Annotated in this window: 27 protein-coding genes and 1 tRNA gene; 14 read left to right on the top strand and 14 right to left on the bottom strand. The window is 60.1% G+C overall.

The window, feature by feature from the left end:
- Nucleotides 1–102 precede the first annotated feature (102 nt).
- Complete coding sequence (gene cmk / locus PL599_RS14700) at nt 103–735, bottom strand: (d)CMP kinase (RefSeq protein WP_269824576.1); 633 nt, start codon at nt 733–735, stop codon at nt 103–105.
- 226 nt (nt 736–961) lie between these two features.
- Here cmk and PL599_RS14695 point away from each other — a divergent pair, with 226 nt between their 5' ends.
- Both PL599_RS14695 and PL599_RS14690 read left to right on the top strand, forming a co-directional pair.
- Entirely contained in the window at nt 962–1,348 is a 387-nt protein-coding gene (locus PL599_RS14695; RefSeq protein WP_063947181.1) for a TIGR02300 family protein, read from the top strand.
- A 152-nt stretch (nt 1,349–1,500) separates the two neighbouring features.
- Nucleotides 1,501–1,576, top strand: a tRNA-Ala gene (locus PL599_RS14690).
- 72 nt (nt 1,577–1,648) lie between these two features.
- Here the strand turns inward: PL599_RS14690 and PL599_RS14685 are convergent.
- Together PL599_RS14685 and PL599_RS14680 are read right to left on the bottom strand one after the other, a co-directional pair.
- Complete coding sequence (locus PL599_RS14685) at nt 1,649–2,152, bottom strand: thermonuclease family protein (RefSeq protein ID WP_269824577.1); 504 nt, start codon at nt 2,150–2,152, stop codon at nt 1,649–1,651.
- A gap of 73 nt (nt 2,153–2,225) precedes the next feature.
- Nucleotides 2,226–2,600 (bottom strand): PAS domain-containing protein, encoded by a 375-nt coding sequence (locus PL599_RS14680; protein ID WP_269824578.1) that lies wholly within the window; start codon nt 2,598–2,600, stop codon nt 2,226–2,228.
- A 206-nt stretch (nt 2,601–2,806) separates the two neighbouring features.
- Between PL599_RS14680 and PL599_RS14675 the strand changes: the two genes are divergently transcribed.
- The 7 genes from PL599_RS14675 to PL599_RS14645 all read left to right on the top strand — a co-directional run bounded on the left by PL599_RS14675 (nt 2,807) and on the right by PL599_RS14645 (nt 8,208).
- Entirely contained in the window at nt 2,807–3,709 is a 903-nt protein-coding gene (locus tag PL599_RS14675; protein WP_077984863.1) for an NUDIX hydrolase, read from the top strand.
- A gap of 69 nt (nt 3,710–3,778) precedes the next feature.
- On the top strand, nt 3,779–4,750 hold the full coding sequence (gene nadA, locus PL599_RS14670; RefSeq protein ID WP_269824579.1) for a quinolinate synthase NadA: 972 nt from the start codon (nt 3,779–3,781) through the stop codon (nt 4,748–4,750).
- A complete protein-coding gene (locus PL599_RS14665) occupies nt 4,747–6,315 on the top strand; it encodes an L-aspartate oxidase (RefSeq protein ID WP_269824580.1) in 1,569 nt (522 codons plus the stop codon). The genes nadA and PL599_RS14665 overlap by 4 nt, the downstream gene beginning before the upstream one ends.
- Before the next feature lies 1 nt (nt 6,316).
- Nucleotides 6,317–7,174, top strand: a complete 858-nt coding sequence (gene nadC / locus PL599_RS14660; RefSeq protein WP_269824581.1) for a carboxylating nicotinate-nucleotide diphosphorylase — start codon at nt 6,317–6,319, stop codon at nt 7,172–7,174.
- Between the two features lie 145 nt (nt 7,175–7,319).
- Nucleotides 7,320–7,571, top strand: coding sequence for a GlsB/YeaQ/YmgE family stress response membrane protein (locus PL599_RS14655; protein ID WP_046801707.1), 252 nt, complete (start codon nt 7,320–7,322; stop codon nt 7,569–7,571).
- Between the two features lie 12 nt (nt 7,572–7,583).
- A complete protein-coding gene (locus tag PL599_RS14650) occupies nt 7,584–8,000 on the top strand; it encodes a DUF3597 domain-containing protein (RefSeq protein WP_077984807.1) in 417 nt (138 codons plus the stop codon).
- A gap of 19 nt (nt 8,001–8,019) precedes the next feature.
- Nucleotides 8,020–8,208 (top strand): hypothetical protein, encoded by a 189-nt coding sequence (locus tag PL599_RS14645; protein ID WP_003522463.1) that lies wholly within the window; start codon nt 8,020–8,022, stop codon nt 8,206–8,208.
- Between the two features lie 90 nt (nt 8,209–8,298).
- Here the strand turns inward: PL599_RS14645 and cydX are convergent, their stop codons facing one another.
- The 10 genes from cydX to PL599_RS14595 form a co-directional block, all read right to left on the bottom strand.
- Nucleotides 8,299–8,421, bottom strand: a complete 123-nt coding sequence (cydX, locus tag PL599_RS14640; RefSeq protein WP_077984806.1) for a cytochrome bd-I oxidase subunit CydX — start codon at nt 8,419–8,421, stop codon at nt 8,299–8,301.
- 25 nt (nt 8,422–8,446) lie between these two features.
- A complete protein-coding gene (gene cydB / locus PL599_RS14635; RefSeq protein ID WP_269824582.1) occupies nt 8,447–9,604 on the bottom strand; it encodes a cytochrome d ubiquinol oxidase subunit II in 1,158 nt (385 codons plus the stop codon).
- 6 nt (nt 9,605–9,610) lie between these two features.
- Entirely contained in the window at nt 9,611–11,188 is a 1,578-nt protein-coding gene (locus PL599_RS14630; protein WP_271359214.1) for a cytochrome ubiquinol oxidase subunit I, read from the bottom strand.
- Between the two features lie 66 nt (nt 11,189–11,254).
- Nucleotides 11,255–12,946, bottom strand: a complete 1,692-nt coding sequence (gene cydC / locus PL599_RS14625) for a thiol reductant ABC exporter subunit CydC (protein WP_269824583.1) — start codon at nt 12,944–12,946, stop codon at nt 11,255–11,257.
- A complete protein-coding gene (cydD, locus tag PL599_RS14620; protein ID WP_442866954.1) occupies nt 12,943–14,592 on the bottom strand; it encodes a thiol reductant ABC exporter subunit CydD in 1,650 nt (549 codons plus the stop codon). Before cydD ends, cydC begins: the two co-directional genes overlap by 4 nt.
- Nucleotides 14,593–14,747: 155 nt before the next feature.
- A complete protein-coding gene (locus tag PL599_RS14615; RefSeq protein WP_137412489.1) occupies nt 14,748–15,326 on the bottom strand; it encodes a GbsR/MarR family transcriptional regulator in 579 nt (192 codons plus the stop codon).
- Nucleotides 15,327–15,574: 248 nt separating this feature from the next.
- Nucleotides 15,575–16,438 carry a hypothetical protein gene (locus tag PL599_RS14610; RefSeq protein ID WP_269824584.1) on the bottom strand — a complete coding sequence of 288 codons (864 nt, stop codon included), beginning with the start codon at nt 16,436–16,438 and terminating at the stop codon, nt 15,575–15,577.
- Entirely contained in the window at nt 16,435–16,659 is a 225-nt protein-coding gene (locus PL599_RS14605) for a DUF6471 domain-containing protein (RefSeq protein WP_269824585.1), read from the bottom strand. Before PL599_RS14605 ends, PL599_RS14610 begins: the two co-directional genes overlap by 4 nt.
- A gap of 68 nt (nt 16,660–16,727) precedes the next feature.
- The gene (locus PL599_RS22855) at nt 16,728–17,171 is read right to left on the bottom strand and encodes a hypothetical protein (protein ID WP_442866953.1); all 444 of its coding nucleotides are present in this window, start codon (nt 17,169–17,171) and stop codon (nt 16,728–16,730) included.
- A gap of 20 nt (nt 17,172–17,191) precedes the next feature.
- The gene (locus PL599_RS14595) at nt 17,192–18,223 is read right to left on the bottom strand and encodes an L-idonate 5-dehydrogenase (RefSeq protein WP_269824586.1); all 1,032 of its coding nucleotides are present in this window, start codon (nt 18,221–18,223) and stop codon (nt 17,192–17,194) included.
- A 219-nt stretch (nt 18,224–18,442) separates the two neighbouring features.
- Between PL599_RS14595 and PL599_RS14590 the strand changes: the two genes are divergently transcribed.
- The 3 genes from PL599_RS14590 (at nt 18,443) to PL599_RS14580 (ending at nt 21,321) form a co-directional block, all read left to right on the top strand.
- Nucleotides 18,443–19,198 (top strand): SDR family oxidoreductase, encoded by a 756-nt coding sequence (locus PL599_RS14590; RefSeq protein WP_269824587.1) that lies wholly within the window; start codon nt 18,443–18,445, stop codon nt 19,196–19,198.
- 87 nt (nt 19,199–19,285) lie between these two features.
- Nucleotides 19,286–20,179, top strand: coding sequence for an NAD(P)-dependent oxidoreductase (locus PL599_RS14585; protein WP_077984801.1), 894 nt, complete (start codon nt 19,286–19,288; stop codon nt 20,177–20,179).
- Between the two features lie 158 nt (nt 20,180–20,337).
- Nucleotides 20,338–21,321, top strand: coding sequence for an aldose 1-epimerase (locus PL599_RS14580; protein ID WP_269824588.1), 984 nt, complete (start codon nt 20,338–20,340; stop codon nt 21,319–21,321).
- 18 nt (nt 21,322–21,339) lie between these two features.
- Here PL599_RS14580 and PL599_RS14575 read toward each other — a convergent pair whose 3' ends face one another.
- Entirely contained in the window at nt 21,340–21,801 is a 462-nt protein-coding gene (locus tag PL599_RS14575; RefSeq protein WP_077984799.1) for an Lrp/AsnC family transcriptional regulator, read from the bottom strand.
- 167 nt (nt 21,802–21,968) lie between these two features.
- Here PL599_RS14575 and PL599_RS14570 point away from each other — a divergent pair, with 167 nt between their 5' ends.
- Complete coding sequence (locus tag PL599_RS14570; protein ID WP_269824589.1) at nt 21,969–22,682, top strand: aspartate/glutamate racemase family protein; 714 nt, start codon at nt 21,969–21,971, stop codon at nt 22,680–22,682.
- Entirely contained in the window at nt 22,683–23,453 is a 771-nt protein-coding gene (locus tag PL599_RS14565; RefSeq protein WP_077984798.1) for a class II glutamine amidotransferase, read from the top strand. It begins immediately after the preceding gene.
- Nucleotides 23,454–23,743 lie beyond the last annotated feature (290 nt).

Raw genomic sequence — 23,743 nt, 5'->3', positions numbered from 1 at the left:
CGAACCCATGCCCGCCTTTTCAAAAGGCTTTCCGGCGCAAGGACATGTCTTCAGGCAATTCCGGACTAAACGCAGAGGGCGGCAAGCCGTTCCGCGAAAAACCTATCTCTTCAGGGCGGCGTCGATAATCGTGCGCGCGGCCTGAAACGCCGCCTCTATACTCATTTCCGACGTATCTAGCAAGTGCGCGTCTTCAGCCGGCTTCAACGGGCTGTCGGCGCGGCCCATATCGCGCTCGTCGCGCTGTTTCACCTCGGCGAAAATGGCATCATAATCGCCATTGCCGCCATTGGCCAGAATTTCATCGTAACGGCGCCGCGCCCGTACATCGGCAGAGGCCGTGACATAAAGCTTCACCGGCGCCTCAGGGCAGACAACCGTGCCGATATCGCGGCCGTCAAGCACCGTGCCCGGCTCTCTCAAGGCAAAAAGCTGCTGGGCCTTGACGAGCGCCCGCCTCACCGGCGTCATGACAGCGATTTTCGACGCCGCCTCGCCAATCTCGTGCCGGGAAAGAACGGCGCGGTCTAGCCCGGCAAGATCGAGTTCCAGCGCCATTTTTTCCGCGACCGCTTCATTATCGAGCGGCAGGCCGGCATCCAGAAGCGCTTTGGCCGTTGCCCTGTATGTCAGCCCGGTATCGAGATGATGAAAGCCATAGGTCTCCGCGATCTTCCGCGAAAGCGTTCCTTTGCCCGCCGCAGCCGGCCCGTCTATGGCAATCGTAAAGGTCATGAAGCGTTCCGTCCGTGCATTCGTCGTCATTATAATAAAGTGTGCAAAGCCTCTCCTATTACATCAGCATTGACGCATAGGGCTTGCGCCAACGGAGGCCGCACCCGAAGTTTGTCTTTGACACGAAAGAGCGCAACGATTAAGGGGACCGGCTATAAATTTTACCGTCTATGCCGGTTTTACGGCGTACACACCGAAACTCATTCGACAATTTGAGGCTTAGACAGTGGCAAAAGCGGAACTTGGTACCAAGCGCACAGACCCCGATACCGGCAAGAAGTTCTACGATCTGAACCGCGATCCGGTCGTTTCTCCCTACACCGGCAAGTCCTGGCCGCTCTCCTTCTTCGAGGAAAGCACCGCCCAGGCCAAGATGGAACAGGCTGAAGAAGAGGAAGTGGCGGAAGTCGATACCGAAAACACGGAAGTCGAACTCGTCTCGCTGGAAGATGCCGACGGCGACAACAGCGGCGACGATATCCCTGATCTGGGTGACGACGACGACGTCGAAATCGATGACGACGACGACACCTTCCTCGAAACCGACGACGAAGATGACGACGACGATATGTCCGGGATCATCGGCGTACCCGGCGACGACGAAGAAGCTTGATTTTACTTGATAATTCGGCCCGACGACAAAAAAATGACGCCGGGCCGTTTTTTATGCTTGCACTCGCCGGAAAGCCGCAGTAGTAAGCCGCCACCGAACGGAACAACAACCGCTTCGGTTCCCGGAACCGGAAGAAATGCCGGAACCCTTATGGGGCTATAGCTCAGCTGGGAGAGCGCTTGCATGGCATGCAAGAGGTCAGCGGTTCGATCCCGCTTAGCTCCACCAAATCTCCAAGACGAAAATATCTCGCATTCAGCTAACCAGTTTATCGTTGTGCGGCACCGCCTGAAGCAATCGTTATTGCAACAACGCCCGCACATTCTGGCCGTTGATCCGGCACTCCACAGACCGGGGCGCACTGCCCTGCTCACCCACCGTCCGACATTCGAGATATCTGCCGTGCAGACGGTTCTGCAGCGCCTTGAAGGCATTTAGGCCGCAGGCGTAACGGCGACCGTCGGGGCCGGTGCAGACGCGGTCACGTTCGACCTCCTCCACACCAGCGAGTTGGAATTCCTGGCCGTTGAAGGCGAAGCGGCTGCTGGAGATGACGCGCAGGCGCTGGTCCGCACGCATTTTCAGCGGATAAAGATCGGGAGGCGGCGGAATGCGCTCGTAATTTTGGCTACGCGGATCGACCCGCACCGGCGAGGTCGTCCATAGCAGTTCCGTATTGGCCGCAAGGCCCACTGGCGCCGACGTCGCCTCACCATTGATAAGCGAGGCGATGCGGATGCCGGCTATGCCGAGGCCAATGGCCAAGACGATCTGAAACAGCAAAATTGCGATCTGCCGGACCATTCCACCGCAACATCAAAACGATGAACGAACTAAAATCGATCGGCCGCCGCCTCGCGAGGAGGTTCGCCGCTTATCACATCAATAAAACCTTGCTGGCACTGACATCCCGCACCGTGCCCATGGCCATGATCGGGATCCGATCGCCATCCAGGATCACTCTTCCCGTTGTCCGCAGCCAGCGGAAACCGCCGGATTTAAGCATAATGCGGTATTCCTGATCATAAAACACGCCGTTTGTCAGCGAATTATAAACCGCCTTGGCGACACGCTCCCGCGAGCCGCTTTCGATCTGCGCGATGAAATCTTCGACCGGGATGCCGCAGGCGGCATATTCCGGCGAAAATTCGCGCAGGCGGGCGGCCACGGCATCCAGGTAAACCAGATTTTGCCCGACATTCCAGGTGTAGTAACCCACAAGTGTCTCTTCGAGAGATATGTTTTTCAGCATCGGCCTTCTACAGTCTGAAATGCTCGTGCGGCTCTGTACCATATCAGACGACGGACGACTAACTACAAGAACTCATCTTTTTGTCTGATGGCGTCCCGTTTTCAGTAAGGCTACTTATCGACAGCCCTTTTCGGCCGTCATGTTGGCGAAGCAACCTTCTTGTGCCAAAGAAGATTGATCTTGCGCCAACGACCAGAGGAGCCGCCGTGACCATCGGCCTTGCCCATGCCGAACTCATCGCCGTCGTCACCGCCATCACCACGGATGAGCCGCGGGTCATGACCGTTCGGGAAGGTGCAGCGCTTCCGTCGGGACCGTTCGAATTCGGGCACAGAACCCTCCAGAGCGGACTGCGGGAATGGATCCACGAACAGACCCATCACCCCGTGGGCTACCTCGAGCAGCTCTATACTTTCGCCGATCGCGACCGCAATAACGACATTTTAGGCGGCAGAACCATCTCCATCGGTTATCTCGGGCTGGTTCGCGAACAGGAAGCCTCCGGCGGCAAACGCCCGCTCTGGCACGGCTGGTACGAATATTTCCCCTGGGAGGATCACCGTCAGGGACGCCCGGACGTTCTGGAAAGCATCATCGACAGGCTGCGCGCCTGGGCGGATTCCGATCCCGCCGCGAAAAACCAGCGCCATTTGCGGGCCGACTTTACCTTCGGTCTCGATGGCGGCGGCTGGAACGAGGAATTGACCCTGCAACGTTATGAGCTGCTTTATGAGGCCGGGCTGGTCGCGGAAGCGCAGGGCGAACCGCGGATCAATTTCGGCAGGCCGATGTTTGCCGATCACCGCCGTATCCTTGCGACCGGCATCGCCCGTCTGCGGGCCAAGATCAAATATCGCCCCGTGGTGTTCGAACTGATGGCCGACGCCTTCACGCTCCTCCAGCTGCAGCGCGCCGTCGAGGCGCTGGCCGGCCTGACGCTGCACAAACAGAATTTCCGCCGGCTGATCGAACAGCAGCAGCTGGTGGAGGAAACCGGTGAGATAGCGACCGAAACCGGCGGCCGCCCGGCAAAGCTCTTCCGCTTCCGCCAGACTGTTCTCGATGAACGCGCCCTTTCCGGAACGAAACTGCCACTCTCCCGCAATTGACATATGCTCACAATGAGAATATGTCTTTGCTCTAGATATACTCAATAAGAGTATAAATGGGAGAGCACCGTGAACGAGCAGATTTCCGCCGCCAGCCTTTATGATCGCGTCGCCCGCGTCATCCCCAAGGCCGAATGGATGGGCTTTCAGGAGGATGTGGAGGCGATCCTGGCGCTAAAGCGCCAGCGCAACGCCGTCATCCTCGCCCATAATTACCAGACACCGGAAATCTTCCACGGCGTCGCCGATATCGTCGGGGACAGCCTCGCCCTTGCCCGCAAGGCAATGGAGGTGGAAGCCGATGTCATCGTTCTGGCCGGCGTGCATTTCATGGCCGAGACGGCAAAGCTGCTCAATCCGGAAAAAACCGTGCTCATTCCGGATATGGCAGCCGGCTGCTCGCTCGCCGATTCCATCACGCCCGAAGACATCGCACTTCTGCGCAAGGCCTATCCCGGCGTTCCCGTCGTCACCTATGTAAACACATCAGCGGCGGTGAAGGCCGTTTCGGATATCTGCTGCACTTCGGGCAATGCCCGCCAGGTGGTGGAATCGCTCGGCGTGCCGCGCGTGCTGATGTTGCCGGATGAATATCTGGCGAAGAACGTGGCCAAGGAAACCAATGTCGAGCTGATCGCCTGGCGCGGCCATTGCGAGGTGCACGAGCTTTTCACCGCCGACGATATTCGCGAATTGCGCGAAAGCCATCCGGGGGTCACCGTGCTGGCGCATCCGGAATGTCCGCCCGATGTCGTCGAGGCTGCGGATTTTTCCGGCTCCACCGCCGTCATGTCGGATTATGTCGGCCGCGAGCGCCCCGCCCGCGTGGTGCTTCTGACGGAATGCTCGATGAGCGACAATGTCGCTGTGCATCACCCCGATGTCGAATTTATCCGCCCCTGCAATCTCTGCCCGCATATGAAGCGCATCACGCTTGGCAATATCCGCGCGGCGCTGGAGGAAAACCGCCACGAAGTGACGGTCGATCCGGCCATCGCTGTCGCCGCCCGCCGCGCCGTGGAAAGGATGTTGGAAGTATGAGCGCATTTTCGCCGCAGCGGGACTGGACAGTCATCGTCGGCAGCGGCATTGCGGGCCTGATGGCGGCGCTAACGCTTGCGCCGCAGCCCGTGCTGCTTCTGACACGCGGCGCGCTCAGCGGCGAGACCTCCAGCGCCTGGGCTCAGGGCGGCATCGCGGCAAGTCTCGGCCCTGATGACCGCGCGACCCTGCATCTTGCCGATACGCTCGCTGCGGGCGATGGCCTTTGCGATGAATATCTGGCCGTTGAGATTATATCCGCGGCCCCCGCCGTCATCGATGCACTGGAGGGGGCGGGCGTCAGGTTCGACCGCGACGCCTCAGGCAACTATGTCTTCGGGCTGGAAGCCGCCCATAGCCGGCGGCGCATTCTCCATGCAGAAGGCGACGGGTCGGGTGCGACGATCGTCAGGGCGCTTGCAGCCGCCGTTCTTCGCACGCCGTCCATCACCATGCTGGAAGGCACGGAAGTGCGCCGCCTGCTGACCGAGGACGGCGTCATCGCCGGTCTCGCCTGCATTGGGCCAAAGGGCTGCTTCACTTTACCGGCTACACAGGTCGTTCTCGCCACCGGAGGCCTCGGCGGGCTTTATGAGGCGACGACCAATCCCTCCGGCAACTTCGGGCAGGGCATCATGCTCGCCGCCCGCGCCGGCGCCATCCTCGCCGACATGGAATTCGTGCAATTCCACCCAACCGCGCTTTCCTCGCCCCGACGGCCGCTGGCGCTGGTGAGCGAGGCGGTGCGGGGCGAAGGCGCGCTGCTTCTCAACGAAAACGGCGAACGTTTCATGGCGGGAGTTCCGGGTGCGGAACTTGCCTCGCGCGATATTGTCGCCCGCGCCATCGACCGCGAAATATTGCGTGGCGGCAGGGTGTTTCTCGATGCCCGCAAGGCGCTCGGCACGGGCTTTTCCACCCGCTTCCCCTCGATCGACCTGCTCTGCCGCGAAGCCGGGATAGACCCCGCCCGAGAGCTCGTTCCGGTGCGCCCGGCGGTGCATTACCATATGGGTGGCGTCGCCACCGATGGCAAAGGCCGAAGCTCGGTGCCGGGTCTTTGGGTTGCCGGCGAAACCGCCTGCACGGGGCTGCATGGCGCAAACAGGCTTGCCAGCAATTCCCTGCTGGAAGCGGCCGCCATGGGCATGCACGCGGCAGAAGATATTGCTGGCAGGCGCACTTATGCTGGAAAAAAGCCAGCTGAGATCGTAACACTCCCCGCACCTGACTTCCCGGCAGTCGACCTCTCTTCCGTGCGGCCCATCGTTTCCCGCCATCTCGGCATCGTAAGACAGGCGGAAGGGCTGACGGGCGCAATCCGCGATCTTCTCCCACTGACCGAGCGGAACGGCCCGGCATCCGATCCCGCCCTTGTTGCCCTTGCCATCGCCGTCTTCGCGGCGCTGCGCACGGAATCGCGCGGCGCACATTTCCGCGATGATTTTCCCGAAAAGGATGCGACGACCACTAGGCGCAGACTGAGCCTCAGCGACGTCCTCGCCATCGCCCACGAATTTTCCTCCTCCAGCCATTCTTCGGCCAGCCTTGCGCGGAGCGCCTGACATGACCCTTTCTCCCCTGCCACGCCTCATCATCGAACCGCTTGTACGCAACGCCCTTCTGGAAGACCTTGGCCTGGCGGGCGACATCACGTCCGCCGCCGTCATTCCCGCCGATCATCGCTCGGTCGTCGTCATGGCCGCGCGCGAACCGGGCGTTATTGCCGGTCTCGACGCGGCGGAACTGGCTTTCCAGCTCGTGGAGCCGGCCATCGTAATGAAACGGCATGTGCAGGACGGAGCCACCGTGGCGCCCGGCGATATCATCGCAACGATCGAAGGCCCCTCGCGCGGCCTTCTGACGGCGGAGCGCACGGCGCTGAATTTCCTAGGCCATCTGTCGGGCATCGCCTCCGTCACCGCAAAAATCGTTGCCGCCATTACCGGCACAAAAGCGTCGGTCGCCTGCACCCGCAAGACGACGCCGGGGCTACGGGCGCTGGAAAAATATGCCGTGCGCGCCGGCGGCGGTATGAACCACCGTTTTGCGCTATATGACGCGGTTCTCATCAAGGACAACCATGTCGCGGTTGCCGGCAGCGTGCGTGAAGCCATCCGCCGTGCGAGGCAGGGTGTCGGACATCTCGTCAAGATCGAGGTGGAAGTCGATACGCTCATCCAGCTGCACGAGGCCATGGAAGAGGGCGTGGATGCGGTTCTTCTCGATAATATGATACCGGAACAGCTGCGTGAGGCGGTGGAGATCGTTGCCGGTCGCGCCATCACCGAAGCCTCGGGCCGTATCAATCCGCAGACAGCGGCAGCCATCGCCGCCACCGGCGTCGATCTCATCTCCATCGGCTGGATCACCCATAGTGCGCCGGTTCTTGATATCGGGCTGGATTTTGAGAGCCAGAGTTGAGTTTGCGCTAACGTACACGTCTCACGGAACAAAACTTCCGCCTCTTCGTTAATAAGCGCCTGGGGTCAATTCAAGGCGGGGGGACGTGCGCAAAAAATGCGGGTCCATATGCCTCTGACCTCTCTCTAGAAAGGAAAGGCCTGTTATGGAAGACGCACAAGTTGGCTGGATTGCAGCAATCATCATCGGCGGCGTAGCCGGTTGGCTCGCCGAACAGTTCATGAAAAGCAATATGGGTGTTTTCATGAACATTATCCTCGGCATTGTTGGCGCCATCGTCGCCAATTTCCTTCTGGGGCTCATCGGCGTCTCGCTCGGAGGCTGGATTGGCTATCTCATCGCCGGTTTCATCGGTGCCTGCATTCTCATCGCCGTCGGGCGCGCATTTCGCAGATAAGGGGAGGACAGAATGAGCTTTTTCAACAAGATCAAGAACGCGATTTTCGGCAAGGCTGAGGCCGCGCCGCAGACATCCGCTCCGGCCGGAACACCGCCGACTACGGCCAGCCCGACCGCAGCAAGCCCGGCAGCACCAGCCCCGACAACGGCGGCTCCGGCGCCGACCGGCAATGTCGATGTCGCGTCCATTCTGGATGAGGCTGTCAAGAAAAACGGGCAGAAGCTCGACTGGAAACATTCCATCGTTGATCTTCTCAAGGCTCTCGACCTCGACAGCAGCCTGAGCGCCAGAAAGGAACTCGCCAGCGAGCTCGGCTATACCGGCGATACCTCGGATTCGGCGACGATGAACATCTGGCTGCACAAGGCCGTCATCAAGAAACTTTCCGAAAACGGCGGCAAGGTTCCGGCCGACCTTCTGGATTGAGATAAACGGGAGCGCCGCGATGGACGACTATTCCAGCCTTCGAGAGCAGATCGGCCAGGACCTCGACACCCTGCACCGGACCGAGAATCCGAAGTCGATCTTCGAGATCGCCGACGACTATCTTCTGGGAAATCCAAATCTCAAGAGGGCCATCGTCGAAGACATCATCAAGGAAGAAGCGGACAAGCGCGGCATCGCGATCCACTGAAGCCGCGCATCGCAGGCACGGCTGCTGTCCACAAAGGGGCGTCATCCCAACAGGATGCCGCCCCCTTTTTATGCCACGAACCTCGAAGCTTTATTTATCAAGCTTCGCTTGCGCCTTTTTCGCGTTTTCTTCCATCAGCTCATACCACATGGCGTTCATGACGGCGAAGATGGCGGCGAGAGGCAGGCCGAGCAGCCAGGCGAAATACCACATGTTCGATCTCCTTCTTTCTTGAGTCTCAGTAGGCATGACCGCTGTCGTCGCGGATCGCCTTTTCATCCACCTTGCCCCACAGCACGCGGTAGACCCATGATGTATAGGCAACGATGATCGGGATGAAGATGAGGGCGACGACCAGCATGATGAACAGCGTCATATGGCTGGAAGATGCATCCCACACTGTCAGGCTCGATTTCGGATCGACCGAAGACGGCAGGATGAAGGGAAACATCGTCAGCCCCACCGTTGAGATGACGCCGAAAATGGCAAGCGAGCTGGAAAGCAGCGCCAGCACTTCCCTGCGGGCCTGGAGCAAGACGAAAGCGACGAGCGGGAAGACAAGACCGAGCGCTGGCGCCAGCATCATCCAGGGATGCGCCGCATAATTGGCAAACCAGACACCGCCCGCAACCTCGACCGTCTTCGACAGGGGATTGGACGGACCGTCGGTCACGACCTCCGAGGTAAAGCGATAGCCATCGATACCGAGCCACAGAAAGACGCCGCCGAGCGCGAAAAGAACGGTGGTGGCAAGCGCCGCGATGCTGCCGAAACCGCGAGCGCGGGCGGCTACCGGACCATCCGTTTTCAGCACCAGCCATGCGGCACCGTGCATGACGAGCATGGCGACGGAAACGAGGCCGCAAAGGATGGCGTAGGGGTTCAGAAGCTCGAACAGCGTCGTGCCATCATAGAAAATCCTGAGGTCGTCATTGAGGTGGAAGGGAACGCCCTGCAGCACATTGCCGATCGCCACGCCGAAGATCAGCGCGGGAACGAAGCCGCCGATGAAGAGCGCCCAATCCCAGGCGCTGCGCCACGCGGTGCTTTCACGCTTGGAGCGATATTTGAAACCGACCGGCCGCAGGATCAGCGCAAACAGGGTGGCGAACATCGCCAGGTAAAACCCTGAAAACGACACCGCATAAAGCGGCGGCCAGGCGGCGAAGATCGCGCCGCCGCCAAGGATGAGCCACACCTGATTGCCTTCCCATACGGGGCCGATGGAATTGATGACGACACGCCGCTCGATGTCCGTTTTCGCCACGAAGGGCAGGAGCGCGCCGGTGCCGAGATCGAAACCGCCGGTCACGGCAAAACCGATCAGCACCACGCCGAGCAGCAGCCACCAGATAACGCGGAGGATTTCATAGTCGATGAGTTGGTGCAATATCATGATCGTTTACTCCGCAGCGACGAGTTTTTCAGGAACGAGCGGCGCTTCCGGCTCATGGTCCGGCTCGGGGCCCTTGCGGATCGCCTTCAGCATCAGCCCCATTTCGACGATGAACAGCACCGTGTAGATGGCGATGAAACACAGGAGCGTGATGAGGACGGTCGAGGCGCTGAGGCTGGAGACGGCGGCAGCCGTGGGCAGCACGCCCTCGATGATCCATGGCTGGCGGCCGAATTCGGCCACGATCCAGCCCATTTCCGCAGCGATCCACGGCAGCGGAATGGCAAAGACCGCCACTTTCAGCAGCAGTGGATAATGATCCAGCCGCCGGCGGGCCGAGAGATAAAAGAACGTCGCCGTCAGCAGAATGAAGAACATACCGAGGCCGACCATGATACGGAACGACCAGAACAGCGTCGGCACATGGGGGATCGTATCGGCAGCCGCCTTGGCGATCTGCTCTACGCTCGCCTGACGCGGATCGTCGACATAGCGTTTCAGCAGCAGGGCATAACCAAGCTCATGGCCGAGTTCCGCAAAGGTGCCGCGCACCTCTTCCGGCAGTTGCGCACCTTTGCCGGTGGCGCGTATCTGCATCAGCGCATCATAGGCCTTGATGCCGTCACGGATGCGGCTCTTCGCCTGCTCCACCAGATCGTTGATGCCCGGAATTTGCGTGTCGAGCGAGCGGGTGCCGATGAGGCCCATCACCCACGGGATCTTCACCGCGAAATGCGTTTCGCGTGCTTCCTGATCAGGAAAACCGATGGCCGTGAAGGGGGCAGGCGCCGGCTCCGTTTCCCACATGGCCTCGATGGAGGCGAGCTTCATCTTCTGGTGTTCGGTGGAGAGATAACCGCTTTCATCCCCCAGCACGACGACCGACAGCGCGGACGCCAGACCGAAGGAAGCGGCAACCGTCATCGAACGCTTGGCGAGATCGACATGGCGGCCTTTCAGCACATACCAGGCCGAAACGCCGAGCACGAAGATGGAGGCCGTCACGTAACCCGCAGAAACCGTGTGAACGAACTTCGCCTGCGCCACCGGGTTGAACAGAACCTCGAAGAAGTCAGTCACCTCCATCCGCATGGTCTGGGGATTGAAGGCGGAGCCCGTCGGGTTCTGCATCCAGCCATTGGCGATCAATATCCACAGTGCCGAAAAATTCGAACCGAGCGCCACGCACCATGTCGCGACGAGATGGCCGAGTTTCGACAGCTTGTCCCAGCCGAAAAAGAACAGGCCGACGAAGGTGGCTTCCAGGAAGAAGGCCATCATACCCTCGATGGCCAGCGGCGCACCGAAGATATCGCCGACATAATGGCTGTAATAACTCCAGTTCATGCCGAACTGGAATTCCATCACGATGCCGGTGGAAACACCCAGCACAAAATTGATGCCGAACAGCGTGCCCCAGAACTTCGTCATCTGCCGCCAGACCGTGCGGCCGGTCATGACATAGACCGTTTCCATGATGGCGATCACCACCGACAGCCCAATCGTCAGGGGAACGAACAGAAAGTGATATAAAGCCGTCACTGCAAATTGCAGGCGCGACAGCGCCACTATGTCGAGTTCCATAGTCTTACCCACCTTTTCCGGAAGACCGGCCTTCCATTTCAAAGACGACGCCGGCTCTCAAAAATCTCAGTCCGGACGTAGTGTCTCAAGCACTACGTCGTATTCCGGGGTGCCGCTTTGACATTGATCAAGTTGGCGCCCGTCTTTCAGCACGATGATGCGATCGGCAAATTCCGCCTCGCGGCGATTATGGGTGATCATCACGACAGTCTTTCCCTCCGCCCTCGCAAACAGCCGGGTGAGCACGTCGCGGGCTGTCTCGCCGTCCAGCCCTTCCGTCACCTCGTCGAGAAGCCAGAGCGGCCGGTCGGCGAGCAGGAAACGGGCGAGCGCCAGCCGGCGCGACTGGCCGCCGGAAAGCCCTTGGCCCGCCTCGCCAAGCCTTGTCTCCAGCCCGGCGGCCAAGGTTTTGACGTGTTCGGCAAGGCCTGCCGCCTCAAGCGCGTCCCATAGCTCGGTCCCGGTTGCGGCGGGTTTCGCGAGCCGCAGATTGTCTGCGATACTGTCGCGGAAAAGCTGGCTTCGCTGCGTCATAAGAGTGGACGGCAGGGCGCTGACCGTGCCTGCAACCGGCTGCAATTCACCCCCCAGAAGCTGGATGAGACTTGTCTTGCCCGCGCCGCTCGGGCCGACGATCGCAACCCGTTCCCCGGCAGCGATTGCAAGGTTGATATTCGTCAGGACAGGATTGTCGTTCCCCTCCCGCTCCAGATGCACATCTTCGAGTTTTGCCGCCATCCCGCTGGCCGGCAAGACGGGACACCGACCCTCAACCGTTGCCGAGAGACGCGGCGCGATGCGCCTTGCGGAAAACAGCGTGCGCCCAAGCTCCATCGCCCCGCGGCGCAGCGCCGTGAAAGGCTCCAGCGCGGCAAAACAGACCAGCAGCCCGAGCGCCGCCGTCGGCGCGGTGACCGCCCCCCGTTCGGCAAGCCAGGCCATGCCGAGAAGGGCCGCGCTCAAAAGAACGGCCGCTGAAACCCCGAAGGAAAAACCGGCACCGGTCTCGATGCGGTTCAGGGTACCATCGCAGGCAGAGAGGTAATCATCCGCCCGTTTCACCGCCGTGACCTGCGCGGAGAGGCGGCCGGCGGTCAAGAACTCCGTCTGCCCGTTCACGAGATCGGCCGTGCGGGCGCGAAGGGCTTCCAGCCCGATTGCCCGGCGGCGCGAGAATGTTTCCGCCCGCAAGGCGGCGCGCACCGAAATTCCAAGCCCCGCCGCGATGAGGAAAACCGCCGCCAGAATGCCCGCCAGAGGATGGAGAAAAGCAAGCCCGAGGCCTGTCGCGATTGCGGCAAGGATCGCCACGGCGGCGGGAACCAGCACGCGCAGATAAAGCGAATCCAGCGCGTCGATATCCGCCGTCAGCCGGTTCAGCAGGCGCGCAGGCCTCGCCTCCAGGGATTTCGCAGCCTGCGGCGCGGCAAAGCCACGAAACAGCTTTTCCCGAAGGGCTGCAAGCACGGAAAGCGTGGCGTCATGGGTCGTCATGCGTTCGCCGTAACGGGCGGCGGTGCGCGCCAGCGCCAGAAGACGAATGGCGGCCGAAGGCGCAAAGACATCGAAAGCATAGGCCGTTGCCGGCAGAAGGCCGGCAATCGCCGTAGCGGTGATGAACCAGCCGGAAACGCCGAGAAGGCCGATGCCCGCCAGCACCGTCGTTACCGCCAGAGCCGCGCCCGCCAGCAGCATGCCGCGCCGCGTCGACCAGAACAGGCCAATAATGGGTCTCAATATCGCAAAATGCGCGATCATGGCTGCCCCCTCGAATGGATCGCCGTCATATCCACGATCCTGTCCATGCGCGCCGCAAGCACCGGATCATGGGTCGCGACGATCAATGTCCTGCCATTTGCCAGTTGCAGCAGGTTATCCGTGACGAGAGCAGCCGTTTCCCGGTCGAGATGGGCTGTCGGCTCGTCGGCCAGAACTAGCTGCGTTGCGGGGTCTGCGAAAGCACGCGCAATGGCAAGCCGCACCGCCTCCCCGCCCGAGATTCCATATCCGCCATCGCCGATCTGCAGGCGCCGGCGTGCATGCGACAAGCCGTCGAGCCCGGTGCGGCGCAGCGTCTCTTCCACCATGCCGTCACTGACAACCGAACGGCCGAAGCGAATATTCGCCTTCAGCGAACCGGCAAAATAGAACGGCTTCTGGCCGACCCAGCCGATCGTCCTGCGCAGCCCATCCGCCGTCGCATTATCGAGCTTGACGCCACCGACCCTGATCGAGCCCTCTCCAGCCTCGGCCAACCCGGCAATCAAGGAGAGTACAGTGGATTTGCCACAACCGGAAGGCCCAAGGATCGCAACTCTCTCACCCCGCTGAACCGTCAGGTTGAGATTTTGGATGACAGGTGGGGCGCTCGGATAAGCGAAAGAGAGATTATTGATCTCCACCAGGCCGGGCATCGGGGATGGGACAGACGCCACATCCGCGCCCTCGCCCGTAATAGCCGCGCCGCCGGCCGTCAATTTGCCGAGCGCATCAAGCGCCGCTTCGCCGGCTGCGCGGTCGTGCCAGACGGCGGAGAGTTCCCGCAGCGGCTCGAAAAAGGCCGGCGCCAGAAGCAGGATGAAAAGACCTTCGGCGAGTGTCAGCTTGTGGCCCCAGGCGCCGAAATTGAGAAAACCGAGCAGATGAAAACCGATATAGACGGCGGTCATGGCAACGCCGAGCGCTGCGAAAAGCTCCAGCACCGCCGAGGAGAGAAAGGCGATCCTGAGCACTGCCATCGTCCGCTTCTTCAGGTTCTGCGCATCGGCGCTAAGACGCTTTGCAGTCAGATCGACGGCTTTAAGCGTGCGGATCGTTTCCAGCCCGCGCAGGCGATCAAGCAGGAAGGCATTCATATTGCCGGTCTCAACAAGCTGCTTTTCACTGGCGGCCTTCGCCTGCCAGCCGATGAGCGCCATGAAAAGCGGGATGGTTGGCATGGCGAGCAGCAGCACCAGCGCCGCAATCCAGGTGAATGGCAGGATCGCCAGCACGAAAACCAGCGGCACGAAGGTCGCCTTCATCCGCGCCGGCTGGAAACGGGAAAGATAGGGCACCAGCGCTTCCGCCGCCTCGGCCACGACGCCTGCCGCCTCACCGGAGGCGGTACGTGACAGATCGAGCGGGGAAACCTTCGCCACGGCCTTCAGCGCTTCCAGCCGCCGTTGCGACAGCGCCGCACGGGCGGCACGAAACGACAGACGCGCCGCCATCTTTTCCAGCCATGCCTTGATGAGGCCGAGGATGAGAACCGCAGCCGCGGCGGGCACGATCGCCATCATCGGCGCGCCATCGGCAATTCTTCCGACTGAAAAGGCAAGCAAACCTGCCTGCGGCAACCAGAGCAGCGCCGCCAGCACATGCGGCAGGGCAACGAATTTCCCCACCACCGGCGCGCCTGTCATTTTCGCCCGCCCGTCAGCTCTGTCGCGAAAGGTTTTGCGGTTGGCTTTGCGCCGCCCCATCGTATCGGGCGAGACTGCAGCCGGAACGGGACAGACTGCCCCGTCACCATCGGACCCCTGGCGAATTTCCACTGATATGCTCACGGCCGATCTCCTCACCCGTCCTTCTTCGCGCCGCGGGGTCTGGCGAGGGAGACGATCTTGTCCTTGGCCTCCAGAAACTTCGTGACCTTCGAACCGAGCGCGAGAAGCGAAGCCAGCCGTTCCGTCTCCAGCCGCTTCACATCGTCATACCAGCCGGTCAGCTGCTCGATCAGCGTTTTCATCTCATCGATGCGCTGTTGCGCATGCCGCTCGTCTTCGTTTTCGGGCGTTTCCATCAGAATTTCGCGCAGCACGCTGAGCGTGGGATCGATCTCGCGTTTCTTGCGCTCTTCGGCAAGGGTGCGGAGAATTTGCCAGACATCGTCAGGCGTTGTGAAAAAATCGCGCCGATCGCCGGGAAAATGCTTGAGAATTGCAAGGTTCCACGCCTGTAACTCCTTCAGGCTCATCGACACGTTGGAACGGGAAATACCGAGGGCCTCCACAATATCGTCCGCACACAGCGGCTGCGGCGAAATATAGAGCAAAGCATAGACTTGGCCGACCGTGCGGTTGATGCCCCAGCGGCTGCCCATCTCACCGAAATGCAGCACGAAGGACTGAACGAGCGGCGAGAGGTTGGTCGGCATTTCTTCGTTTCCTGAATTTTCAGTAATTTCTGAAATTTCGATAACGCAAATAGCGGCAGGTGGCAAATCACCTTTTTGACCTGCGTCAAAATGTGCAAGCCGGTGCAGGTGACTGTCAGAGGAAAAATGCGACCTTATGTAGCAAGCGCACCAAGCGGTTCCACGAAGGCCAGCCCTAAAGAAAGGACAGCTCTATGCGCGTATGGAAATGGTTTGGAATGCTAATAGGTATTGGCTTCGTTCTTGGTTCACTGACTTTGCAACCCGAAGTTCTTGTCGACGATGAAAGGCATTCGTCTCAGGAAGCCTTGCTGCCCCAAGCGGCCCGAATAAAGGACAGTCCCCGGATACCGGTTTCCGAAAACGTCCTCGTATTGATAGCCAATTTCGATCTCAACGTCGATTTCGTCCCGTTCCATTTGCGTCAAGCGTTGGAGATTAGGGATGGGCCGGATAGAAAGGTTGCAACCAATACTACCGCTGATATCTTCGAAGTCGCCTCCGGCATCAATCGCGCAGAGACTGCGTTCCCAAACGGCAGCGCCGTTTCTGGTTCCTCTCGCGTGGGCCACAAAGGTGAATTTCTTGGCGGGAGTGATACCTTTGTTTTCGATGGAAAGGGAGACGCCAAACCCTTGTACGATCTTAGTACCATCACTCGAAACATCCCCCTCGATGATTGCAAAGGGGTAGTTGGCGCCAACGTGGAGATAGGCGCGCAACTGCCGTTGCCCCATGTCGCGGGTAACGGCAACGGCTTCTTGGGCCGCTTTGTTTGCTAGTCGGGTCAACCAGAGAGTGAAAATCAGAAGTAATGTGCCAATTCCGACAAATACAGTAGACCACCAAGCATATTCAGCCATTCTCTGGGTGGCATCATTCATAGCCTGCGTAGCAAAGTTCATGCCTTGTTGGGCGACAAGGTCTTCTATCTCGCGCTGGCGAGCTTCTTGCTCATGCCTGTCGCGGGCATCGGATGTGGCCTTGTCCTCGATTATGTTAACCGGGACAGAAAACGGAAACTGGTAGGGTGCGCTCTGATGTGCGCCTGCTTCCCCACTGGCCTTATCGGGCTGATCCTGTGCTTGACCTGACCCAAAGGTGAGGGTCAATCCAACCGCAGCGATGACGAACCAATAGCCTCTAGACATTGTAATAAAAACGCCGCCGTAAACTTGCCCCTGGAAAGCTTATTCCGCACGTTCACCTCCTTCTCGTCAACACCGATCTCGGCTAGCATTTCGACAAGGCCGGAATAAGTCACGCCTTTTCGCTTCAATTCCGCCTTCAGAAGGTTCGCCGCCTTCATTTCCCAGTCAGTCTTTTCGACCATGTATCACCTATGATGCAAAATGTATCGTAAATGATGGCGTATGCCATTGACTGCGTCACGTCAATATACTATATACGATGCATAGGTAACGGAAACGATGACAAATGACGCGACATTTCCTTCTCTCCGAAGAAGCCCTCTCCCTCAGGGAAATCTTTAGGGGTGCTGAGGAAAAGGCTAACGAAACCTTCTGGAAGCTCCGCTGGCAGGGTGGTGAACCGATTTGCCAGAAGTGCGGTTGCCTTGACCACTACGAAATCAAGACCCGCCGCAAGTTCAAGTGCGCTGCCTGCCAAGCGATTGTAAGCAAACTGGTGCTTGGATTTTCTTATTTTTATGGTGCGCTTGCTACATAACACCGGAAAAATGCCAATGGCTTGGCTTTTTCCCGTACAGCGCTCAAAACACAACATGATATCGGTAACATGCTCAACGGTTGTCGTGGGTGGGAAAGCGCCGCCAAAAAAAGCAGGTGACAGAGTGATCCGCCACCGGTCAAAAGCTTCAAACACTTACGTGCGGGGAAACGCGCTTACGAAAAAGCGATCTGCACCTTCATCGCACGGCTTCGATCCGAAGCGAATTCGAAAGCCGAGATGGCGTCGGCGAGATCGACGGTCTGGGTGATGAACGGTTTGACGTCGATCAGGCCCTTACGCATCAATTCAACGCCGGTGGCAAATTCTTCGTGGAAGCGGAAAGAGCCGCGCAGATCCAGTTCCTTGGCGGTGATCGCCATCATCGGCAGACTCATATCGCCGCCAAGCCCGAGCTGGACGATGATGCCGCGCGGACGAAGCGCGGTAATGCCGCCGGAAAGTGCGACGGCTGCGCCAGAGCATTCATAGAGAACATCGAAAGTTCCCTTGTTCGCACCATAAGCGGCAAGTGCGTCGGGCTCATCCTTGCTATTGATGACACGATCCGCACCCGCCTCACGCGCCTTGGCAAGCGTGAAAGCGGAAAGGTCGGTGGCGACGATTTCCGCTGCACCCGCCCGGCGCGCAGCCAGAATGGACAGGATGCCGATGGGGCCACAACCCGTGACAAGCACGCGTTTCCCCAGCAAATCGCCGGTGCGGCGCGTGGCGTGAAGCGTCACCGCCAGCGGCTCCGCCATGGCGGCCTCGCCAGCGCTCAGGCCATCGGCCGGCACGCATTGCAGGGCGTCGGCCACCAGAACCTCACGGAAAGCGCCCTGAATATGCGGAAAAGGCATGGCGCTGCCATAAAACCGCATGTTGAGGCACTGGTTGTGCAGGCCTTCCTGGCAAAAGCGGCAGGTTCGGCACGGGCGGGACGGCGAAACGGCAACCAGACCGCCGACCTTCAGCCCTTCCACGCCCTCGCCCAGTTCTTCGACGACAGCGGAGACCTCATGGCCGAGCACCATGGGTTCACGAAGCCGCACCGCGCCGAAGCCGCCATGGTTGTAATAGTGCAGATCGCTGCCGCAAATTCCGCCCCGGACCAGACGAAGCCGCACCTCTCCCGGCCCCGGCGCTTCCTCGGGCCGCTCCTCGATGCGCACATCCTTTGCCCCATGGGCGACAATCGCTCTCATAAATATCTCCCGCTCGACATCGCGCCTGAATGGCGCGACGAATAATCCGCATCCCTGTCACCGCCGCCTGCCGCGCATTTACACGTCGTGCGGCCTCCCCGCGCGCCCGACCCGTACCGAGACCGGGCGTTTAAGCCTTGACATCCACGCCCGAAAGGGATGAATGTTATCGATAACATAATTCTGTACGAATGCAATATCGAGAGACTGGAGGAAACAGTGGGCCTTAATTTGTTCGATCTTTCCGGCCGCCGCGCCCTGATCACGGGTTCGTCCCAGGGCATTGGCTTTGCGCTGGCGCAAGGGCTTTCGGAAGCGGGCGCGGAAGTGGTGCTGAACGGGCGTGACGAGGCGAAGTTGAAAGCCGCCGCCGCCGGCATCAAGGGTGCGAAAACCCTCGCCTTCGACGCCACCGATCACGAAGCGGTGCGCAAGGCCATCGGCGGTTTCGAGGCGGAGGTCGGCCCCATCGATATTCTGGTCAACAATGCCGGCATGCAGCACCGCACCCCGCTGGAGGATTTTCCAGCCGATGCCTTCGAGCGCCTGCTGCAGACCAACATCGCCTCGGTGTTCCACGCCGGGCAGGCTGCCGCGCGCCACATGATCGGCCGTGGCCGTGGCAAGATCATCAACATCGCCAGCGTGCAGACCGCCCTTGCCCGCCCCGGCATCGCGCCCTACACCGCCACCAAGGGGGCCGTCGGCAACCTGACGAAAGGCATGGCGACGGACTGGGCCAAATACGGCCTGCAATGCAACGCCATCGCACCCGGCTATTTCGACACGCCGCTCAACGCGGCCCTGGTGGCGGACGAAACCTTCTCGGCATGGCTTGAAAAGCGTACGCCCGCCGGTCGCTGGGGCAAGGTCGAAGAGCTTGTCGGCGCCTGCATCTTCCTGTCGTCCGATGCCTCGTCCTTCGTGAACGGACATATTCTCTATGTCGACGGCGGCATCACCGCTTCGCTTTAAAACACCGAAACCGGACGGGCGGCTGCGGCCGCCATCCGGTTTTGAACCGACGACACCACGACACTTTGGGAGGAGGCCGTGAACACCATGACCGAGAAGAACAAAGTCGCCCTGATCGGCGCCGGCGCCATGGGCGGGGCGATCGGCACACGGCTCATCGAGACCGGAAATCAGCTGACGGTTTTCGATCTGGATGCGGAAAAGGTGGCGGCGCTGACGAGCCTTGGCGCGCAGAGCGCGGGGACGGCTGCGGAAGCGGCTTCGGTTTCCGATGTGGTCATCCTCAGCCTCAATTCGCCGAAAATCGTTCGCATCGCCGTTTTCGGCAAGGATGGCGTCGCGGCAGGGGCGAAACCCGGCACGCTGATCATCGACATGTCCTCCATCGATCCGGAAGCGACGAAGGAACTGGCGGCCGACGCTGCGGGAAAAGGCCTGCGCTGGGTGGACAGCCCCCTTTCCGGCGGTGCACCCAAGGCGCTCATCGGGCAATTGACGCTGATGGCCGGCGGCAGCGACAAGGATGTGGCCGATGCGCATCGCGTGCTGCGGCATGTGGCCAGCAACTACACCCATATGGGTCCCTGTGGCGCAGGGCAGACGACGAAACTCATCAACCAGGTTCTGTGCGGGCTGAATTTCCTTGCTGTGGCGGAAGCAACGCAGCTTGCGCTGGATGCCGGCGTCGATGCCGCCAAGATACCGCAGGCGCTGAAGGGCGGCCGCGCCGACAGCGCCATCCTGCAGGAATACATGCCGCGTTATGTGGCGAAAGATTACCGCCGCACCGGACGCATCGACAATATGGTGAAAGACCTGAACGGCGCGCAGGATCTCGCCCGGCGCACCAACACGGCCATGCCGCTGACAGCCGTTTGCGCCGAGGTGCACCGCATGCTGACTGCGGCCGGGCTGGGTGGGGAGGATCAGGCCGCGCTGATGGAATATTTCAGCGGCGCGAAACGCACTTTTCCGGACTGACTGCACGGCGGACCCGGAATGGCGGAGCCTGTTGATACAGCCCTTGCGGGCCCTTAACGGCCATTGCGAAATTGTCCGTCAGCGAAGATGATCGGGCGAATCGGCACGGCAGTCGCCTCGATGACCGCAGATGCATGTATGCAAAGGACAATTTCCCGATGACTACCCCCACGACAGGCACGGGGATTGCCGGTGTGACCGTTTCTGGAAACGGTTTCACAGCCGAAGTCGCTTATGAGGGCGCGACGCTTCTAAGCTGGCGGCCGGTCTCTACCGATGGCGGCGAAGGCGAAAATCTTGTCGACGGCTATTCGACGCCTGCCGAAATGCAATCGCACAATGGCGTGAGAAACGGCATTCTCGCACCCTTCACCAATCGCATCCCGGATGGCCAGTTCAGTTTTGACGGACAAGCGCACCGCATTGAACCGGTGCTTGCCCATGAAGACCTCGTCTTCCACGGATTTGCCAGAGCCCTGCCCTTCGCGCTTACGCAGTCTTTCGAGGAACACGGCGCTCACACTCTCGTCTTCCGCGCCGAAATAGCGCCTGCGGATTTTGAGGGTTATCCCTACCGTCTCGCCATCGAGGTGGAATATCGTTTCGCCGGCCATGAGGTCACCATCGACATACGCGGCATCAATCGCGATGACCGGCCCCTGCCTTTCGCCGCCGGGTGGCATCCCTATTTCCGCCTGCCCGGCACGACGTCTATCGACGATCTTCTCCTCACGCTGCCCTCGCGAACGGCGATTGAAACAGACGAGGACCTGATCCCCCGTCGCGGCGCACAGGGCGGGATGGTCAAACGGGACGACACCCGCTTTCTTTACGCACCGCTGTCCGGCCATGTACTCGATGTCTGTTTCACCGATCTCATCGCATCCGAAAACGAGCTTTACGAGACGAGGCTGGAAAACCGCCACGACGGTTCGAGCCTGACGGTTTGGCAGGAGCGCGGGCACATGCATGTCTTCACCGGCGATACGCTTGCACGCGGCAGGCGGCAATCCATCGCGCTCGAACCGGTGGAAACGCCGACCAACGCCTTCAACCAACCGGAACTCGCGGATGCGATTACGCTGCAAGCCGGCGAGACGCGAAGCTTTCGCTTTGGCGTCCGCTTTAAGGCGGCGCGCTGATCAAGGCCCGACGAACACTCAGATATGTGTCGTCGGCAGCGAAGACGACAGCTTCACCGTCTCCATGGAGATATAGGCGGACATGTCGTAAAGCTCGACGCGGCGCAGGATCTGTTTGTAGATCGTGTCGTAATATTCGACATTCGGCAGCACCAGTTTCAGAATATAGTCGAAATTGCCGGTCAGCCGGTGAACCTCGACAATTTCGGGTATGGTGCTGACGGCGGCATGGAACCGGTCCAGCCAGTCCTCCGCATGCAGGCCGGTTCTGACCAGCAGGAAAACCGTGGTCGGCAAGTTGATCTTGCGACGGTCGAGCAGCGCCATCGTACCCGTCACATAACCTTCCGCCCGCAGCCGCGTAATGCGCCGCGAACAGGCGGATAGCGACAGCGCCACTTCCTCCGCAATGTCGGCGAGCGGCGTTTCTGCATTTTCCTGGAGAATCGCAAGGATTCGGCGGTCGCGATCATCAATCATCGTTAAAGAATGCACAGGTTAACGCAATAGCGCAATAAATTTGCGATTTTCATAGAAAGAACGCCCTGATTTTGCATATATATCGTGAAATCCTTGCAAAAACGCATGCCGTTTTCGCCCCGACGATGGCATTCTTATTTTCAATCAAACTCGATAAGGGAACTCTTATGAAACGGATCGGCCTGATCGGCGGCATGAGCTGGGAATCCACCGCAACCTATTACCGCATGATCAATGAGGCTGTGCGCGACAGCCGCGGCGGGCTGGTTTCGGCCGACATCGTCATGCATTCGCTCGATTTTTCCGAGGTCGTCGCCCTTCAGAAGGCCGATCGCTGGGATGAGGCAGGCGCACTTCTGGGTGCTGCCGGTGCGCGCCTTGCCAATGCGGGCGCCGATTGCGTGCTGATCTGCACCAACACCATGCATCTTGTCGCTGAAACCGTAGCGAAAATGTCCGGCGTGGCGCTTATCGATATCATAGACGAAACCGCCGCTGCCCTGAAAGCGGACGGACGCCGCAAGCCGCTTCTGCTCGCCACCCGCTACACGATGGAACATGGTTTTTACACCGAGCGCATGCGCCGCCATGGCGTCGACGTGGTCGTGCCCGATGCGGAAGACCGGGCTGCGATCCACGACATCATCTTCGGCGAACTCTGCCGGGGCGAAATCAAGTCCTGCTCGCGCGAGCGCTATCTCGCGGTCATCGAAAAAGCCCGCGCACTTGGCGTCGATTCCGTCATTCTTGGCTGCACCGAGATTTCGCTGCTGATCGATCCCGATGCCCTGCCGCTGCCGGGTTACGATTCGACCGCAATTCACGCGAAGGCCGCCGTCGGCTTCGCGCTCGGAAACAAGGCCCTGAACAGAGCCGCATGAATGTGCCGCCTCTTTGCCTATTCCGGTAAACCCGTCTGGCTCGACAGCCTGCTGATCGAGCCGGAAGCATCGCTGGTCAGCCAGTCCATGGCCGCAAGGGAAGCGAAAACCGTCGTCAATGGCGATGGTTGCGGCCTTGGCTGGTATGGCGAACGCGGAACGCCCGGCGTCTTTCGCGATACCAGACCCGCCTGGTCGGATGCCAACCTCGCGGCACTCTGTCACCAGCTTCGTTCGGGCATGTTCATGGCCCATGTCCGCTCCGCCACGTCGGGCGAAGTATCCCGCGCCAATTGCCACCCATTTGCGCATGGGCAATATCTCTTCATGCATAACGGCCAGATCGGCGGTTACGAGCAGATAAGGCGCGATATCGACTCCCTTATTCCCGATGATATCTATGCATCCCGGCGCGGCACCGGCGACAGCGAAGCTATTTTCCTCATCGCCGCCGGCCTCGGCCTTGATGCCGATCCGGTACGCGCCATTTCCACCGCGCTTCGCCTCTGTCAGGAAAAGATGATCGCGGCGGGCGTCTCCTCCGCCCTGCGCTTCAGCGCCGTGCTGATGGACGGCGATTGCGTGCATGCCTTCCGCTGGTCTAGCGATGACAAACCACCGACGCTCTACTGGCGTGGGTTGGAAGAGGGTATTGCGCTGAGTTCCGAGCCCTTTTCGTTTGATTGCACCCCATGGTGCGCCGTTCCACCCAATACCTGCGTAACGATCCGCGCCGGGGAAATGATGACGCGGCCTTTTTGCCTCGGGTGAACACGGCGATATCGCCCGGTTTCACGCCGCCGCCACCGGCAACAGGTGCGGCTGCGGCGAAGGCCTATTTATTTTCATTGAATTGTTACAGCCGCGAAGGCTAGTGTGTGATCCTAAGTATCAGACCGAACCCGCTAAGCGGTTTTTGGCCCGGTGTTTAAAACAGGATACATTGAGCGAAACAGATTTCAGGACCGGTGAACCATTTAAAAGTGTTGCAGCCTCTTTCCCTTTTTTGAACGATGCCCGGCATCGCAATGACCACGCAAACCTTTTCGGTAACGGCGGAT

It is taken from the genome of Agrobacterium sp. ST15.16.055, assembly GCF_027956555.1.
GTDB classification, from domain to species: Bacteria; Pseudomonadota; Alphaproteobacteria; order Rhizobiales; family Rhizobiaceae; genus Agrobacterium; species Agrobacterium salinitolerans.
The sequence above is the reverse complement of the archived record's forward strand: the minus strand, read 5'-3'. Positions and strand labels throughout refer to the sequence as shown.